Source organism: Leifsonia virtsii, from assembly GCF_030433675.1.
Lineage (GTDB): Bacteria > Actinomycetota > Actinomycetes > Actinomycetales > Microbacteriaceae > Leifsonia > Leifsonia virtsii.
On the sequence record NZ_JAROCB010000002.1, the window covers coordinates 815,070 to 829,710 of the forward strand.

14 protein-coding genes and 1 pseudogene are annotated in these 14,641 nt (G+C 71.0%); 11 read left to right on the plus strand and 4 right to left on the minus strand.

The window, feature by feature from the left end:
* The first annotated feature begins 64 nt into the window (after positions 1-64).
* Genes P5G59_RS09905 through nagB form a run of 5 tightly spaced genes read left to right on the plus strand, consistent with a single transcriptional unit; the run spans position 65 to position 5,145 of the window.
* Positions 65-1,021, plus strand: coding sequence for a carbohydrate ABC transporter permease (locus tag P5G59_RS09905; protein WP_301218456.1), 957 nt, complete (start codon positions 65-67; stop codon positions 1,019-1,021).
* Complete coding sequence (locus P5G59_RS09910; protein ID WP_301218458.1) at positions 1,018-1,911, plus strand: carbohydrate ABC transporter permease; 894 nt, start codon at positions 1,018-1,020, stop codon at positions 1,909-1,911. The genes P5G59_RS09905 and P5G59_RS09910 overlap by 4 nt, the downstream gene beginning before the upstream one ends.
* Positions 1,908-3,467 (plus strand): beta-N-acetylhexosaminidase, encoded by a 1,560-nt coding sequence (gene nagZ / locus P5G59_RS09915; RefSeq protein WP_301218460.1) that lies wholly within the window; start codon positions 1,908-1,910, stop codon positions 3,465-3,467. The genes P5G59_RS09910 and nagZ overlap by 4 nt, the downstream gene beginning before the upstream one ends.
* Complete coding sequence (locus P5G59_RS09920) at positions 3,464-4,360, plus strand: ROK family protein (protein WP_301218462.1); 897 nt, start codon at positions 3,464-3,466, stop codon at positions 4,358-4,360. The genes nagZ and P5G59_RS09920 overlap by 4 nt, the downstream gene beginning before the upstream one ends.
* A complete protein-coding gene (gene nagB / locus P5G59_RS09925; protein ID WP_301218464.1) occupies positions 4,360-5,145 on the plus strand; it encodes a glucosamine-6-phosphate deaminase in 786 nt (261 codons plus the stop codon). Before P5G59_RS09920 ends, nagB begins: the two co-directional genes overlap by 1 nt.
* 8 nt (positions 5,146-5,153) lie before the next feature.
* Here the strand turns inward: nagB and nagA are convergent, their stop codons facing one another.
* The 3 genes from nagA to purU are packed head-to-tail and all read right to left on the minus strand — an operon-like array spanning position 5,154 to position 7,557.
* On the minus strand, positions 5,154-6,311 hold the full coding sequence (gene nagA, locus P5G59_RS09930; RefSeq protein ID WP_301218466.1) for an N-acetylglucosamine-6-phosphate deacetylase: 1,158 nt from the start codon (positions 6,309-6,311) through the stop codon (positions 5,154-5,156).
* Positions 6,308-6,670, minus strand: a complete 363-nt coding sequence (locus P5G59_RS09935) for a YrdB family protein (RefSeq protein WP_301218468.1) — start codon at positions 6,668-6,670, stop codon at positions 6,308-6,310. Before P5G59_RS09935 ends, nagA begins: the two co-directional genes overlap by 4 nt.
* 23 nt (positions 6,671-6,693) lie before the next feature.
* The gene (gene purU, locus P5G59_RS09940; protein WP_301218470.1) at positions 6,694-7,557 is read right to left on the minus strand and encodes a formyltetrahydrofolate deformylase; all 864 of its coding nucleotides are present in this window, start codon (positions 7,555-7,557) and stop codon (positions 6,694-6,696) included.
* A gap of 78 nt (positions 7,558-7,635) precedes the next feature.
* Here purU and P5G59_RS09945 point away from each other — a divergent pair, with 78 nt between their 5' ends.
* From P5G59_RS09945 to P5G59_RS09970, 6 genes and pseudogenes are all read left to right on the plus strand, one after another.
* Positions 7,636-7,851, plus strand: coding sequence for a hypothetical protein (locus tag P5G59_RS09945; RefSeq protein ID WP_301218472.1), 216 nt, complete (start codon positions 7,636-7,638; stop codon positions 7,849-7,851).
* Positions 7,848-8,213: pseudogene (locus P5G59_RS09950) on the plus strand (PIN domain-containing protein); the annotation flags it as partial. The gene P5G59_RS09945 and the pseudogene P5G59_RS09950, both read left to right, overlap by 4 nt.
* A gap of 99 nt (positions 8,214-8,312) precedes the next feature.
* Positions 8,313-9,779 carry a purine-cytosine permease family protein gene (locus tag P5G59_RS09955; RefSeq protein WP_301218821.1) on the plus strand — a complete coding sequence of 489 codons (1,467 nt, stop codon included), beginning with the start codon at positions 8,313-8,315 and terminating at the stop codon, positions 9,777-9,779.
* The gene (locus P5G59_RS09960; protein WP_301218474.1) at positions 9,776-10,327 is read left to right on the plus strand and encodes a cysteine hydrolase family protein; all 552 of its coding nucleotides are present in this window, start codon (positions 9,776-9,778) and stop codon (positions 10,325-10,327) included. The genes P5G59_RS09955 and P5G59_RS09960 overlap by 4 nt, the downstream gene beginning before the upstream one ends.
* Before the next feature lie 139 nt (positions 10,328-10,466).
* Positions 10,467-11,678, plus strand: coding sequence for an MFS transporter (locus tag P5G59_RS09965; protein WP_301218476.1), 1,212 nt, complete (start codon positions 10,467-10,469; stop codon positions 11,676-11,678).
* Positions 11,679-11,768: 90 nt separating this feature from the next.
* Positions 11,769-13,010, plus strand: coding sequence for a glycosyltransferase family protein (locus tag P5G59_RS09970; RefSeq protein ID WP_301218478.1), 1,242 nt, complete (start codon positions 11,769-11,771; stop codon positions 13,008-13,010).
* Positions 13,011-13,026: 16 nt separating this feature from the next.
* Here the strand turns inward: P5G59_RS09970 and P5G59_RS09975 are convergent, their stop codons facing one another.
* A complete protein-coding gene (locus P5G59_RS09975) occupies positions 13,027-14,550 on the minus strand; it encodes a family 20 glycosylhydrolase (protein ID WP_301218480.1) in 1,524 nt (507 codons plus the stop codon).
* Positions 14,551-14,641 lie beyond the last annotated feature (91 nt).

Genomic DNA, 14,641 nt, shown 5'->3' on the forward strand with positions numbered 1-14,641 from the left:
TGCCGGAAAGCGCCGGCACGGCGTGTCGCGTCAACAAGACTTCACCCAAGGAGGGAGGACGCCCGTGACCGCCACAGAGGACACCCGCCTCGTCCTGCCGCAGGCACCGCGGCCCGCGGCGACGCAGCCGCGCCGCCGCCGGGGCAGGATCACGCCGTACGCGCTGCTGCTCCCGGCCATCGTCATCCTGCTCGTCGCGCTCGGCTACCCGATCGTCTGGCAGTTCGTCACCGCGATGCAGCACTTCGGCCTCGCGCAGCAGTTCGGTAAGCCGGCCGAGTTCGTGTGGTTCGAGAACTACATCACGCTGTTCTCCGACTCGTACACCTGGGTCGTCGTCGCCCGGTCTATCGCCTTCTGCCTGGTGACCGCCTTCGTGACGGTCGTGATCGGGGTCGGGATGGCGCTGCTGATGAACGCCGTCGGACGGACCGTCCGCATCATCCTGCAGGTCGCCCTGCTGCTCGCCTGGGCCATGCCGGTCGTCGCCGCGATGACCGTCTGGAACTGGCTCTTCGACTGGCGTCGCGGCGTCATCAACTACACGCTGACCTCGTGGGGCCTCGACTTCCAGGACCACAACTGGCTGCAGAACCCGCTCTCGTTCTTCTTCGTCGCGATGGTCATCATCGTGTGGATGAGCGTCCCCTTCGTCGCCTTCTCGGTCTACGCCGGCCTGACCCAGGTCTCCACGGAGGTCGTCGAGGCCGCGCAGATGGACGGCGCTCGGGGCTGGCAGAGGCTGCGCTACATCATCCTGCCGATCATCCGGCCGGTGCTCGGGATCGTGCTGCTGCTGCAGATCATCTGGGACCTGCGCGTGTTCGCCCAGATCAAGCTGCTGCAGGACAAGGGCTCGATCGCCAGCGAGACCAACCTGCTCGGCACCTACATCTACCAGCTCGGCGTCGGCTCGAGCGACTTCGCGATGGCGAGCGCCGTCAGCGTCTTCGTGCTCGTGCTGACCGTCGCCCTCAGCTGGTTCTACGTCCGCTCGCTGCTCAAGGAGGACGAATCGTGACCGCCGCGACTTCGACCAGAACGTCCGCCGCCACGGCGCGCCCGCGCCCGCGCCGCCGCATCCGCCCCTCGCGCGTGCTGCTCGGCGCGCTCGGGGTCGTGCTCGCGCTGATCTGGGTCTTCCCGGTGTACTGGATGGTGAACTCGGCGCTGCTGCCGAACGTCATCCTGCAGAACACCACGCCCACCTGGCTGCCGTTCGGGGGCTCGTTCGACAACTTCACCGCCGTCGTCGCCGGCGGGACGTTCTTCCCGGCGCTGGGCATGAGCCTGGCCGTCGCGCTCATCACCGTCGTGTGCTGCCTGGCGTTCGCGTTCCTCGCCGCGCTGGCGATCAGCCGGTTCAAGTTCCGCGGGCGGCGCTCCTTCGTGCTCGCAGTGCTGCTCATCCAGATGCTGCCCGCCGAGGGTCTCTTCATCGCGCAGTACAAGCTGATGGGCACGCTCGGTCTCCTCAACACCGTCGTCGGCGTCAGCATCCTCTACATCGCCGCCGTCGTGCCGTTCACGATCTGGATGCTGCGCGGCTTCGTCGCCGGCATCCCCGCCGATCTGGAGGAGGCGGCGATGGTGGACGGCCTGAGCCGCACGCAGGCGTTCCTGCGGATCACCTTCCCGCTGCTCGCGCCGGGCCTCGTCGCCTCCGGGGTGTACGCGTTCCTCCAGGCGTGGAACGAGTTCACCGTGGCGCTCGTCATCCTTCCGCAGTCGAGCAGCGCGACCCTGCCGCTGTGGCTCCGCGGCTTCGTGCAGCAGTCCGCGTCCCGCGCCACCGACTGGGGGCAGGTCATGGCGGCGTCGACGCTGGTCGCCGTCCCGGTGATCATCTTCTTCCTGATCGTGCAGGGCCGGATGACCAGCGGCCTGGTGAGCGGGGCGGTGAAGGGGTGAGCGGGACCTCCGTCACGACCGCCCCGGCGGACGCGGAGCTGCGCAGGAGCATCGCCGCGACCCTGCTGCCCGGCTTCGTCGGCACCACCCTGCCCGCCTGGCTCGAGGCCCGGCTGCGCGCCGGGCTCGGCGGGGTCTGCCTGTTCGGGCAGAACATCGCATCGATCCAGCAGCTGCGCGCCCTCACCGGCGCCATCCGCGCCGCCAACCCCGACGCGGTCATCGCGATCGACGAGGAGGGCGGCGACGTCACGCGGCTCCACTACGCCACCGGGTCGCCGTTCCCGGGCAACGCCGTGCTCGGCCGCCTCGACGACACCGTTCTCACCGAGCGCGCCGGCCGCCGGGTGGGGGAGGAGCTGCGCAGCGCGGGCGTGACCCTCGACTTCGCCCCCGACGTCGACATCAACTCCAACCCGGACAACCCGGTGATCGGGGTGCGCAGCTTCGGCGCCTCGCCCGAGCTCGTCGCGCGGCATGCCGCCGCGTGGACGCGCGGACTGCAGTCCACCGGCATCGCGGCTGCCGCCAAGCACTTCCCGGGTCACGGCGACACCGCCGCGGACTCGCACCTGGAACTGCCCGTCGTCGACGTGCCGGTCGAGGTGCTGCGCGAGCGGGAGCTGGTGCCCTTCCGCGCCGCGGTCGAGGCCGGTGCCCGGGCCGTGATGACCTCGCACATCCTGCTGCCGCAGCTCGACCCGGAGCTACCCGCCACCATGAGCCCGGCCATCCTCGGGATGCTGCGCGACGAGCTCGGCTTCGAGGGCGTGATCGTCACCGACGCGCTGGATATGCACGGCGCGAGCGGGGAGCGCGGCATCCCGGAGGCCGCCGTCCTCGCGCTCGCCGCGGGCTGCGACCTGCTCTGCATCGGCACCGAGAACACCGACGCCCAGCTGCAGGCGATCGAGGACGCCATCGCAGACGCGGTCGCCGCCTCCCGCCTCACCCCCGCTCGCCTCGCCGATGCCGCTCAGCGCGTCCACGCCCTCTCCGCCTCCGTCGAGTCCGCCCCCGTCCAGTCCGCCCCCGTCCAGTCCGCCCCCGTCCAGTCCGCACAGACTGCACGCGACACGCCGGAGGACCGTGCAGTCTCTGCGGACTCGGTGGTGGGGGCGTTCGACGTGAGCGAAACAGGACGGGAGTGGGTGAGGGCGCACGGAGGTGCGGCGTACTCGGTGGTGCGGGTGGAGACCGTGGCGAACATCGCGGTCGGGGTCGCCCCGTGGGGGCCGTTCGCGGCGGCGGAGGGCGCACCTCGGGATCCGGCTGCCGCGGCGTTCGCGGCGCAGCCGGTCGTGGTGCTCACCGAAGGGGCCGACTCCGCGCTCGCGCTCGACGCGTCGCTGCCCGTGCTCGTCGTCGGGAAGGACCTCCACCGTCACGCTTTCGCCCGTGCGGCGATCGACCGCCTGCGCGCGGAACGTGAGAATGTGGTCGTCGTGGACATGGGCTGGCCTGCACCCGACCGCGCGTACGCGGACATCGCCACCTTCGGCGCCTCCCGGCTGGTCGGCCAGGCGCTGCTCGAACTGCTCGGTCGCGGCTCGTGAGGCTCGGGATCGACATCGGCGGGACCAAGACGGACGCGGTCGCCGTCGACGAGAGCGGCGCGCTCGCGCAGCGCGTGCGTCTGGCCACGGGGTTCGGGCACGCGGCGGTCGTCGAGACGGCCGTCACGGCCGTGTCGCGCATCGGCGAGCTCACCGGGCTGACCCCGGCCGGCTTCCAGTCCATCGGCGTCGGCGTGCCCGGGATGGTCGACACCGTCTCCGGTCACGTCGCCCACGCCGTCAACCTGGGGCTCGAGCGGCTCGAACTCGGCGGCATGCTGGCCGGCCGGCTCGGTGTGGGCGTCCGCGTCGAGAACGACGTCAAGGCGGCGGCCCTCGGCACCTACCACCTGCTGCGGCTCAGCGGCACGATGGCGTTCCTCAACCTCGGCACCGGGATGGCGGCGGGCATCGTGGTCGACGGCCGGTTGTGGCGGGGGAGCACCGGGATCGCGGGCGAGATCGGCCACATCCCTGTCGACCCGGCGGGCGCCCTGTGCGGCTGCGGCCAGCGCGGCTGCCTCGAGACCGTCGCGAGCGGCTCCGGCATCGCCCGCCAGTGGCCGACCGACGATCCGCTGCCGGTGCGCGCCGTGTTCGCCGCGGCCTCCGACGGCGACCGCGAGGCCCAGGCGATCAAGGCTAGGCTGGCTGCGGGCATCGCCTCCGCGGTGCGCATCCTCGTGCTCACCGTCGACGTCGGCACCGTCGTGATCGGCGGCGGACTGAGCCACCTGGGGGAGCGCCTGCTCGGTGACGTCCACGAGGTGCTGCACGACTGGGAGCGCACGTCGCCGTTCCTGGCGTCGCTCGACCTTCCCGCGCGGGTGCGCCTCGTCCCGGAAGGAACCCCCGTCGCCGCGCTCGGAGCGGCCCTCGTAGGAGAGAACTGATGGCCGAAATCGTCGTCGTCCGCGACCAGGATGCTGCGGGCGAGCTCGCCGCGGGCAGCATTCTGGATCTGATCGCCGCCAAGCCGGATGCCGTGCTGGGGCTGGCGACAGGCTCGACGCCGCTCGTGGTGTACCGGGCTCTGGAGCGCGGCATCCGCGAGCGCGGCATCGACGTGTCGCACGTGCGCGGCTACGCGCTGGACGAGTACGTGGGGCTTCCGGCCGATCATCCCGAGTCGTACCGGGCGGTGATCACGCGGGAGGTGGTGGAGCCGCTGGGGCTCACGCCGTCGCTCATCCACGTGCCGAACGGGTCGTTGGAGGGCATCGAGCACGCCGGAGCCGACTACGAGAAGGCCATCGCCCAGTCCGGCGGGGTGGACGTGCAGCTGCTGGGCATCGGGACGGACGGGCACATCGGGTTCAATGAGCCCGGGTCGTCGTTCGCTTCGGTCACGCGGGTGAAGACGCTGACCGAGCAGACCCGCAAGGACAACGCCCGGTTCTTCGCCTCGGAGGACGACGTGCCGATGCACTGCATCACTCAGGGGCTCTCGACGATCCTGAAGGCGCGGCATCTGCTGCTGCTGGCCTTCGGCGAGGGCAAGGCGGAGGCGCTGGCCGGTGCGGTGGAGGGGCCGGTGTCGGCCTCCAACCCCGGTTCGGCTGTCCAGCTCCACCCGCACGTGACCGTGCTGGTGGACGAGGCCGCCGCCTCACGGCTGCGCAACCTCGACTACTACCGCTACGCCTACGCCAACAAGCCCGCCTGGCAGACCCTCTGACGGCCGGGTCAGCCGGCGAGGACGGCGCCGTCGGCGACGACCGTGCGGACGCGCCAGTCGTGGTCGAGCAGCACGGCGTCGGCCAGGTAGCCGGCGTGCAGCCGGCCGAGGCGGTGGTCCTCGCCGAGCACCCGCGCCGGGGTTCGGGTCAGGGCGGTCACCGCGGCGACCGGGTCGACGCCGGCGAGGGTGACGGCGTTGCGGAGGGCCGCATCCTGGGTCAGGGTGGAGCCGGCGATCGTGTCGGTTCCGGAGAGCACGGCCAGTCCGTCGTGCACGGTCACGTTGAGGCCGCCCAGCCGGTAGTCGCCGTCGGTCGCTCCCGCCGCGGCCATCGCGTCGGTCACCAGCGCGACGCGGCCCGGCGCCTCGCGGAACAGGAGAGCGGCGACCGACGGGTGCACGTGCAGTCCGTCGAGGATGAGCTCCAGGGTCACCTCGGGGTTCTCGATGGCCGCCATCACCGGCCCGGGGGCGCGGTGGTGGATGCCCGGCATGGCGTTGAAAGCGTGCGTCAGCAGCCGTGCGCCCACCTCGAACGCGCGAGCGGTCTGCGCGTAGTCGGCGGTGGTGTGCCCGACGCCGACGACGACGCCGGCCTCGATCAGTACGCCGATCGCCTCCAGCGCGTTCGGCAGTTCCGGGGCGATGGTGGCGGTGCGGAGCGTGCCGCGCGCGGCACCGAGCAGCTCTTCGACCGCCTCCGGCTCCGGGTCGCGCAGGAAGCGCGCGTCGTGCGCGCCCCGGCGTTCCGGCGCCAGGAAGGGACCCTCGAGGTGGGAACCCAGCACCAGGGGGTCGGTCGCGGTCAGCTCGGCGACGATCCCGAGGCTCTCCCGCAGGGAGGCCAGCGGATTCGCGACGTGCGAGACGAGCGACCGGGTGGTGCCGTGAGCGCGGTGGGTGGCGAGGGCGGCGCGCATCTCTTCCACGCCGTCGTCGTAGGGGTGACCGCCGCCGCCGTGGCAGTGCAGGTCGATGAAGCCGGGGGTGAGCCAGCGGCCCTGGCCGTCGATCACGGTGACGTCGGCCGCGCCTGCGTGCGTGCGCCATCCCGTGCCCGTCCCGGTGGTCGTGATGTGCGCGCCGTCGGCCACCAGCCAGAAGTCATCGGAGCGGCCGTCGGCATCGAGCTTGCGGGCGCTGTGGACGACGAGGCCGCTCATGCGAACTCGCGCCGTCCGTTGAGGACGCCGCTGACCGTGGCGACCACCGCGAACGCGATCGCGACGACCGGCTGGCCGAGGTCCCACCAGGCGAAGGCCGCGGACCCCATGACGACGATCTCGACGATCGCCTTCACGAACGCGTCGACGTGCAGCACCGCCTTCGGCGAGCGGAACAGCGCCCAGAGCAGGATCGCGATCGCGGGAGCGCCGATGCCGACCAGGATGTTCCAGGGCAGCGGCCACGCCAGGAAGCCCCAGAGGCCGAGCGAGACGATGGCGAACAGTTCGAGCACGAACCGGAGCACGTCGTTGACGCCCACCTTGACGGCGGGATGCTGATCGGGCGCAGAAGTCACCGCTCCAGTTTACGGGGCCGCCGTTACCGGAAGATGATCGTCCTGGCGCCGTCGAGCAGGACGCGGTCCTCGGCGAACCACTTCACCGCCTGCGTCAGGGTGCGGCTCTCCTCGTCCTGGCCGATCGCCACGAGCTCCTGCACGGTGTTGGTGTGGTCCACGCGCACCACGTTCTGCTCGATGATGGGCCCCTCGTCGAGGTCGCTCGTGACGAAATGGGCCGTCGCGCCGATCAGCTTCACGCCGCGGGCGTGGGCCTGGCGGTAGGGGTTCGCGCCCTTGAAGCCGGGCAGGAACGAGTGATGGATGTTGATCGCGCGCCCCGCGAGCTTCTCGCACAGCTCGGGCGACAGGATCTGCATGTAACGGGCGAGCACGACCAGCTCGATGTCGTGCTCCTCGACCGCCTCCAGGATGCGCTGCTCGAAGGCCGCCTTCTCCTCTGCGTCGCTCACCGGGTGCGACTCGAACGGGACGCCGTAGAACCCGGCGAGATCGCTCAGGGTGTCGTGGTTGGAGAGCACCAGCGGGATCTCGACCGGCAGCTGGCCGGCGCGCTGCCGGAACAGCAGGTCGTTGAGGCAGTGCGCCGCCTTCGAGACCAGCACGAGGGTGCGCAGCGGGCGGCCGACGTTGTCGACGCGGTGCGTCATCCCGAACCGTTCGACGACGGGGGCGAGGGCCTCCTCGAACTCGCCCCGGCTGGCCTCCGACTCGACCTGCAGGCGCATGAAGAAGCGCCCGGTGTCGGTGCTCGCGAACTGCTGGCTCTCGGTGATGTTGCCGCGGGCCGCCACGATCGACCCGCTGACGGCGTGCACGATGCCCGGGCGGTCGGCGCAGCTGAAGGTGAGCACCCAGTGGTTGGAGGGGGACGAGTCGGTCACCAGATCAGGGTAGCGGTATCCGTAGGGGCTGTTAGGATCGATTGATATCCAAAATATGTCTGCATTCAGGGGGCATTCATGATGAAGCAGATTTCCGTCGTCGTCGATCTGGACGTGGACATCTACGAGACCATCGAGACCATGGCACGTGGCGAGAGCCGGACGGTCGGCGAGGAGCTCGAATACATCGCCGGACGGGTGGCCGTCGGGGAGCCCGTCGACCCGCGGCCGAACTACAAGAAGCTGGGCTTCGTGGAGTTCATCCGAAACCGGGTGGAAGCGATGGACGAATGATCCTTCTTGACACGAACGTCCTATCGGAATTCGCCAAACCCGAACCGAACCCGCGAGTGCTTTCCTGGATGGCCTCTGTCGGCGAGAACGAGCTGCGAATCTCGGCGGTCACCGTGATGGAGATGCTTACCGGAGCCAATCGCATGCAGGACGGCCACCCGTCGGAGCGCAAGGCCGAGGTCATCCTCGAGATTCTGGGGTACTTCCACGCGCGCACGCTCTCATTCGGTCCCGTCGCCGCCGCGGAGTGTGCGACGATCCGATCGCTCCGGGCGGCGGCAGGACGCCCGATCGCGCTGGCCGATGCGATGATCGCCGCCACGGCGATTGCTGCAGAGGCCGATGCGGTCGCCACTCGCGACAAGGACTTCGCAGGAACGGGCATCCGGGTCCTGAACCCCTGGGCGGCCTTAGGCGCGTCGGATGTTGACGATCGCCGCAGCGTGCACCACGATCGGTGCATGACCACCACCGGCGAGGACACGCCCGACGCCCGGACCGGCGCGGCGTCCGCCTTCAACGTCGAGCTCAACGGGCTCAACACCATCCACGAGAGCGAGCGGAAGGGACGGCCGCGCGACCTGTTCTGGCCATGGTTCGGCGCGAACGTGTCGGTGTTCGGGCTCAGCTACGGCTCGTTCCTGCTCGGCTTCGGCATCTCGTTCTGGCAGGCGACCATCATCGGCGTGGTCGGCATCGTCGCCTCCTTCCTGCTGTGCGGGGTCATCGCGCTCGCGGGCAAGCGCGGCTCGGCCCCGACGATGGTGCTCAGCCGGGCCGTGTTCGGAGTCGAGGGCAACCGCGTCCCGTCGTTCCTGTCCTGGCTCCTGACGGTCGGCTGGGAGACGGTGCTCGTCTCCCTCGCGGCGCTCGCCACCGCGACGGTGTTCCAGCAGCTCGGCTGGGAGGGCGGCATCGTCACCAAGCTGGTGGCGCTCATCGTCGTCGTGGCTCTCGTCATCGTCGGCGGGGTGGTCGGCTTCCACCTGATCATGCGCATGCAGATGGTGATCACGATCGTGACCGGCGTGCTCACGGTCCTCTACATCCTGCTCGTGCTGAACCACATCGACCTCGGTGCGGTCGCCGCGCTCCCCGCCGGCGACACGCCTCACGTGATCGGCGGGTTCGTCTTCATGCTCACCGGTTTCGGGCTCGGCTGGGTGAACGCGGCGGCGGACTACTCCCGCTACCTTCCGCGCTCCTCCCGCAGCGGAGCGGTGGTGGGGTGGACGACGTTCGGCTCCTCCCTCGCGCCCGTCATCCTTCTGATCTTCGGCATCCTGCTCGCCGGGTCGTCCACGAAGCTGAGTCAGGCGATCGGGGCGGACCCGATCGGCGCGCTCGCCACGCTGCTCCCGACCTGGTTCCTGGTGCCGTTCGTGATCGTCGCCGTGCTCGGCCTCGTCGGCGGCGCGGTGCTCGACATCTACTCCTCCGGGCTGGCGCTGCTGAGCGTGGGCGTTCGCGTGCCGCGGTACGTCGCGGCAGGCATCGACGGCGTCATCATGACCGCCGGCGCCATCTACGTCGTGCTCTTCGCCACCGACTTCATCGGGCCGTTCCAGGGCTTCCTCATCACCCTGGGCGTGCCGATCGCGGCGTGGTGCGGCATCTTCGTGGCCGACATCCAGCTGCGCAAGCGCGACTACGCGGAGGCCGAGCTGTACGACAGGAACGGGCGCTACGGGTCCGTGCGCTGGCTGCCGATCGCGCTCATCGTCATCGGCACGGCGATCGGCTGGGGCCTGGTGACGAACACCTACGCCGACTGGCTGAGCTGGCAGGGTTACCTTCTCGGTCCGATCGGCGGCAAGCAGGGGGACTGGGCGTTCGCCAACCTCGGCGTGCTCGTCGCCCTCGTGATCGGCTACCTCGGCACCCTGCTCTTCTCGCGGAACGCCGTGCGACGCCAGGAGCAGCGGTGACCGACGACGCGACCCTCGTGGTCGTCGACATGCAGCAGGTGTTCGGCGATCCGGCGAGCGCGTGGTTCACGCCGCGGTTCGCCGAGGCGGAGGCGGCCATCGCGGGCCTCGTGCCCGCGTTCGGCGACCGCGTCGTCTTCACGCGCTTCAGCGCGCCCGAGCGTCCGGAAGGCGCCTGGGTGCCGTACTACGAGCAGTGGCCGTTCGCGCTCGTCCCCGCGGACGACCCGATCTACGACCTGGTGCTCGCGTTCCGCGACACGGGCCACGCGGTCGTCACCGAGCCGACCTTCGGCAAGTGGGGCCCGTCGCTGCGGGAGGCGCTGCGCGGCTCGGCGGAGGTGGTGCTCGCCGGTGTCTCCACCGACTGCTGCGTGCTCAGCACGGCCCTCGGCGCCGCCGACGCGGGCGTGCACATCCGGGTGGCCGCGGACGCCTGCGCCGGCCTGAGCGACGACGACCACCGGCGTGCCCTGGATGCGATGGCCCTGTACGCCCCCTTGATCGAGATCACGGACACCGCCGCCGTGCTTGACGGCCTCCGGTAGAATCGGGAGTGGTCGGCGGTTCCCGCACGGCCCTGGGCGCGCACATCGGCGCGTAGTCGACCCGCCATTCCCCCCGGCGACTCCGGGACGCGCACCGCGCGGAATGGCCGGGGAACGCCATCCGTTGGACAGATCCGGTATGACTGCCACTTCGACGACCCCGGCGCGCGTCGCGCCGAAATTCCCCTGGACGGGGCTGATCGCCCTCGCCGCCGCCACCTTCCTCTCGGTGACCAGCGAGATGATCCCGACCGGGCTCCTGCCCGACATGAGTGCCTCCCTCGGGGTGAGCGAGGCGCAGATCGGCCTGCTGGTGACCGTGTTCGCGTTCACGGTCGTGGTGACGAGCACGCCTCTCACCGCGCTCACCCGGCGCTGGCCGCGGCACGGGCTGCTGATCGGCATCCTGGTGGTGCTCGCCGTCTCGAACGGGCTCACCGCGATCGCGCCGAGCTACGAGTTCGTCGTCGGCTCGCGCATCCTCGGAGGAGTCGCGCATGGCATGTTCTGGTCGATCGTCGGCGCCTACGCCGGGCACCTGGTGCCGAAGGAGCAGATCGGCCGCGCGGTGTCGATCACGCTGGGCGGCGGGACGCTCGCCTTCGTGCTCGGCGTGCCGCTCGGCACCTTCGCGGGGCACGTCTTCGGCTGGCGGCTGTCGTTCGGGCTGCTGGCCGGTCTGATGGTCGTGGGCGCGCTGGTCATCTGGCGGTTCCTCCCCGCTGTGCAGCGGGATGCGGACGGCGCGTCGCCCCGCCGCCGGGACCGCTCGGCGCCTCGGGTGCGCGACCGCAGCATCCCCGCGGTCGTCATGGTGTGCGGGATCGCGGCCGTGACGATGGTCGGCCACTATGCCTTCTACACGTTCGTCGTGCCCTTCCTCACCGGGCCGATGGGCGTGCCCGCGGGGAACGTCGGAGCCCTGCTCTTCGTCTACGGCATCGCCGGAGCGGGCGGCCTGCTGCTCGCGGGGTCCGTGCTCGGTCCGCGTCCGCAGCTGGGGCTGATCGTGACGCTGCTGGTCACCGGGCTGTCCGTCGCGGTGCTCGCCCTGGTCGCCGCGCAGCCGGTCGCCGCCCTGGTCGCGTTCCTGCTCTGGGGCCTGGCCTTCGGCGCGCTCCCGCCGCTGCTGCAGACGCGTCTCCTGCACACCTCGTCGCCGGCGTTCCGCGACACCGCGAGCGCGCTGTACACGACCTCGTTCAACATCGGGATCGGCGGCGGCGCACTGGTCGGCTCGCTCATCTTCGACGCGGGCGGGCTCATGGTGCTGCCGTGGTGCTACGTCGGGCTGCTGCTCGTGTCGGTCGTGCTCGTCGCGATCGTGGGCCGCATGGAGCGCCGTCCCTGATCCCGGCGCCGCGTCAACCCGTGCCCGCGGACCCGTCCCGACGGGTACCATCCAAGAGGCGTACAGCGGACGGCCGAACCGGATGGGACGATGACAGCGGGCACGACGAGCACCAGGCGACCGGTCGCCCCCGAACCGCTGGGAGTTCCGCGCCGGCTGCGCTTCGCCGGCCGCGAGGTCCCGTGGTGGGCGGCCGTCCTGGTCCTCTATGCCGTCTCGCGGCTGCTGACGACGGCGCTGATGCTCGCGCTGTTCATCGCCGCCACGGTCGGGCACTGGGAGTTCGCCAGTCCCCGGATGAACCCGACGTTCTTCACGTTCTCCGGCTCGTGGGACGGCTCCTACTACAGCCAGATCGTCGAGCAGGGCTACCCGACCTCGCTCCCGCTCGACAGCGACGGCTCGGTGCAGCAGAACCCGTGGGCGTTCCTCCCGCTGTTCCCGCTGATCGTGCGCGGGCTGATGTTCGTCACCGGTCTCGGCTTCTATCCGGCCGGCTTCACCGTGGCGATCGTGTTCGGGGCGGCGGCGAGCGTCGTGCTGTTCCGCCTCGTGGCGGCCCGCGCGGGAGTGTCGAGCGCGTTCTGGGCGACGGCGTTCTTCTGCTTCAGCCCGCTGTCCTTCGTGCTGCAGATCGCGTACGCCGAGACGCTGTTCTTCTTCCTGATGTTCGCCGCACTGCTCGCCATGATCCACCGCCGCTACTGGGTGATGCTGCCGTTCGGGGTGGCCGCGGCGTTCACGCGGCCCGGCGCGCTCGCGCTGCCGCTGGCTCTCGCCATCGTCCTCGTCGTGCGTTTCGTGAGAGCCCGCCGCGGCGCTGAGACGTTCCGGCCCCGCGAGCAGCTCACCATGCTCGTCACCGGGGCTCTGATGGCGGTCGCCGGGATGGCGTGGCCGATCATCGCCGCGGTCGTCACCGGTACGGGCGACGCGTACGTCAGCACCGAGCTGTCGTGGTGGACCGGCTTCATCGGCAACGTCGCGTTCGTCCCGCTGACCCCGTGGTTCCTGCTCAGTTGGCGGTACCTGAGCATCCTCGGCGCGCTGATCGTGATCGGGATCGTCGCCGGCTACACCTGGATCCTGACCCGGCCCTCCGTGCGCGCCCTCGGCACCGAGGTGATCGCGTACGCGGCGAGCTACGGGCTCTACCTGTTCGCGGTGTTCCTCCCGCAGCAGAGCACGTTCCGGCTGCTGCTGCCGCTCGCGCCGCTGGCCGGCGCCCGCGGGCTGACGCGCCACCGGAAGGCGCGGAAGGCCGCGCTGCTGACCTGCATCGCGCTGCAGCCGGTCGCGCTCGTGCTGCTCTGGTTCATCGGGTACCCGTGACCTGCGCGGTGTCCGCTCAGCCGGCGCCGGGCTCCGTGGCCAGCTGCCGCCACGGCACCTCCGGCACGCGACGGTAGCCCGTCCCTGCAGCGTCCCAGTGTTCGGCCAGCGCGGCCAGCCGCTCGGCGAACTCCTCCAGGTCGCGCGCGGCCTCGACCGGCTCGGTGTCGGCCGAGGCGGGCGACCACCCGATCTCGGCGACGGCCGCGAGACGCGGGAACACCATCTCCTCGACGTCGTCGATGGTCGGGACGGTCTCAGTCCACAGCGGCGCCTCGACGCCGAGGATGTGCGCGTCGCCGAGCCCGGGCACGATGCGCGCCGGGTCCCAGACGTAGGAGTCGCGGAGCGTGGTCGGACCGCCGGCCCAGTCCTGGCCGATCGGGTCGCCGTCCTCGTACACGATGTCGAGGTAGGCGACGTCCGAGGGCGACAGGATGACGGACCCGCCGTTGCGGACGAAGGCGAGAGCGAGGTCGGCCGCGCGGTCGCGGGGAGTCGTGAAGTCCCAGTACTGGCCGACGGTCCCCGCGGGAAGTCCCTCGACCTTCCCCACCTCGTGCCAGCCGACCGGGGTCTTGCCGTTCGCGGCGATGACGGCGGCGGCATCCTGAACGAACTCGGCGAAGTCACCGGGCGCGGTGCTGAGCGCCTCGTCGCCGCCCAGATGCAGGAAGGGCCCGGGGGTGAGCGCGGCGACCTCGCGCACGACGTCGCGAACGAACCGTCGCGTCGTCTCGTCGCGCGACAGGAGGCTGCTGAAACCGACCTCCCGGCCGGTGTAGAGCTCCGGCGCGACGCCGTCCGCCGTGAGCTCGGGATACGACGCGAGCGCGGCGTTGGTGTGCCCGGGCATGTCGATCTCCGGCACGATCGTCACGTGCCGGGCCGCGGCATATGCGACGAGGTCGCGGAACTCGCGCTGCGTGTAGAAGCCGCCGCGGCTGCCGTCGCTGCCGGTGGAGCCGCCGATGCGGGTCAGGTCGGGCCACGACTCGATCTGGATGCGCCAGCCCTGGTCGTCGGTCAGGTGCAGGTGGAGATGGTTGACCTTGAGCAGCACGATCGCATCGATGAACCGTTCGACCTCGGCGGGCGTGAAGAAGTGGCGGGCCACATCCAGCATCGCCCCGCGGTATCGGAAGCGGGGATGATCGTGGACGCTCACCGCGTCGATCGCGAGCGCGTCGCCGCCGGCCGCGGGCAGCAGCTGCCGGAGAGTCTGCACACCCCAGAACGCGCCGGCCGGGGTGGCCGCGCCGATGCGCACGCCCTCTGCGGCGACCTCGAGCGTGTAGCCCTCCTCGCTGTCGGAGCCGTCCGCGTGCGGCCCCTCGCCCGGCGCGATCACGATGGCGATGTCGCCGAATGCCGGAGGCTCGTCCACGATCTCGGGCTCGCGGCCGCAATCCGTCGCGAGTTCTGCGCGCAGCAGAACGGCGACGTCGTGGGCGCCAGGCCCGGCCACGCTGATGCGGGCGGCGGGGGAGAGGGTGAAGGGGGCGGCATCCAGCTGGTCCATGCGGACAGGGCGGGGCACGACCACGCTGGCTCCTTGCACGTCGGGGACTGGGGGCCGACGTCGCCCGCCCCACGAGGGTCGGCCACAGCGAGTATTGCAGGAGCCTTTA

What these genes read in the sequence shown, in the direction of transcription:
- nagB (WP_301218464.1), top strand. Translation starts at nt 4,360, where the DNA reads ATGGCCGAAATCGTCGTCGTCCGCGACCAGGATGCTGCGGGCGAGCTC.
- nagA (WP_301218466.1), bottom strand. Translation starts at nt 6,311, where the DNA reads ATGAGCGGCCTCGTCGTCCACAGCGCCCGCAAGCTCGATGCCGACGGC.
- P5G59_RS09945 (WP_301218472.1), top strand. Translation starts at nt 7,636, where the DNA reads ATGATGAAGCAGATTTCCGTCGTCGTCGATCTGGACGTGGACATCTAC.
- P5G59_RS09955 (WP_301218821.1), top strand. Translation starts at nt 8,313, where the DNA reads ATGACCACCACCGGCGAGGACACGCCCGACGCCCGGACCGGCGCGGCG.
- P5G59_RS09965 (WP_301218476.1), top strand. Translation starts at nt 10,467, where the DNA reads ATGACTGCCACTTCGACGACCCCGGCGCGCGTCGCGCCGAAATTCCCC.
- P5G59_RS09970 (WP_301218478.1), top strand. Translation starts at nt 11,769, where the DNA reads ATGACAGCGGGCACGACGAGCACCAGGCGACCGGTCGCCCCCGAACCG.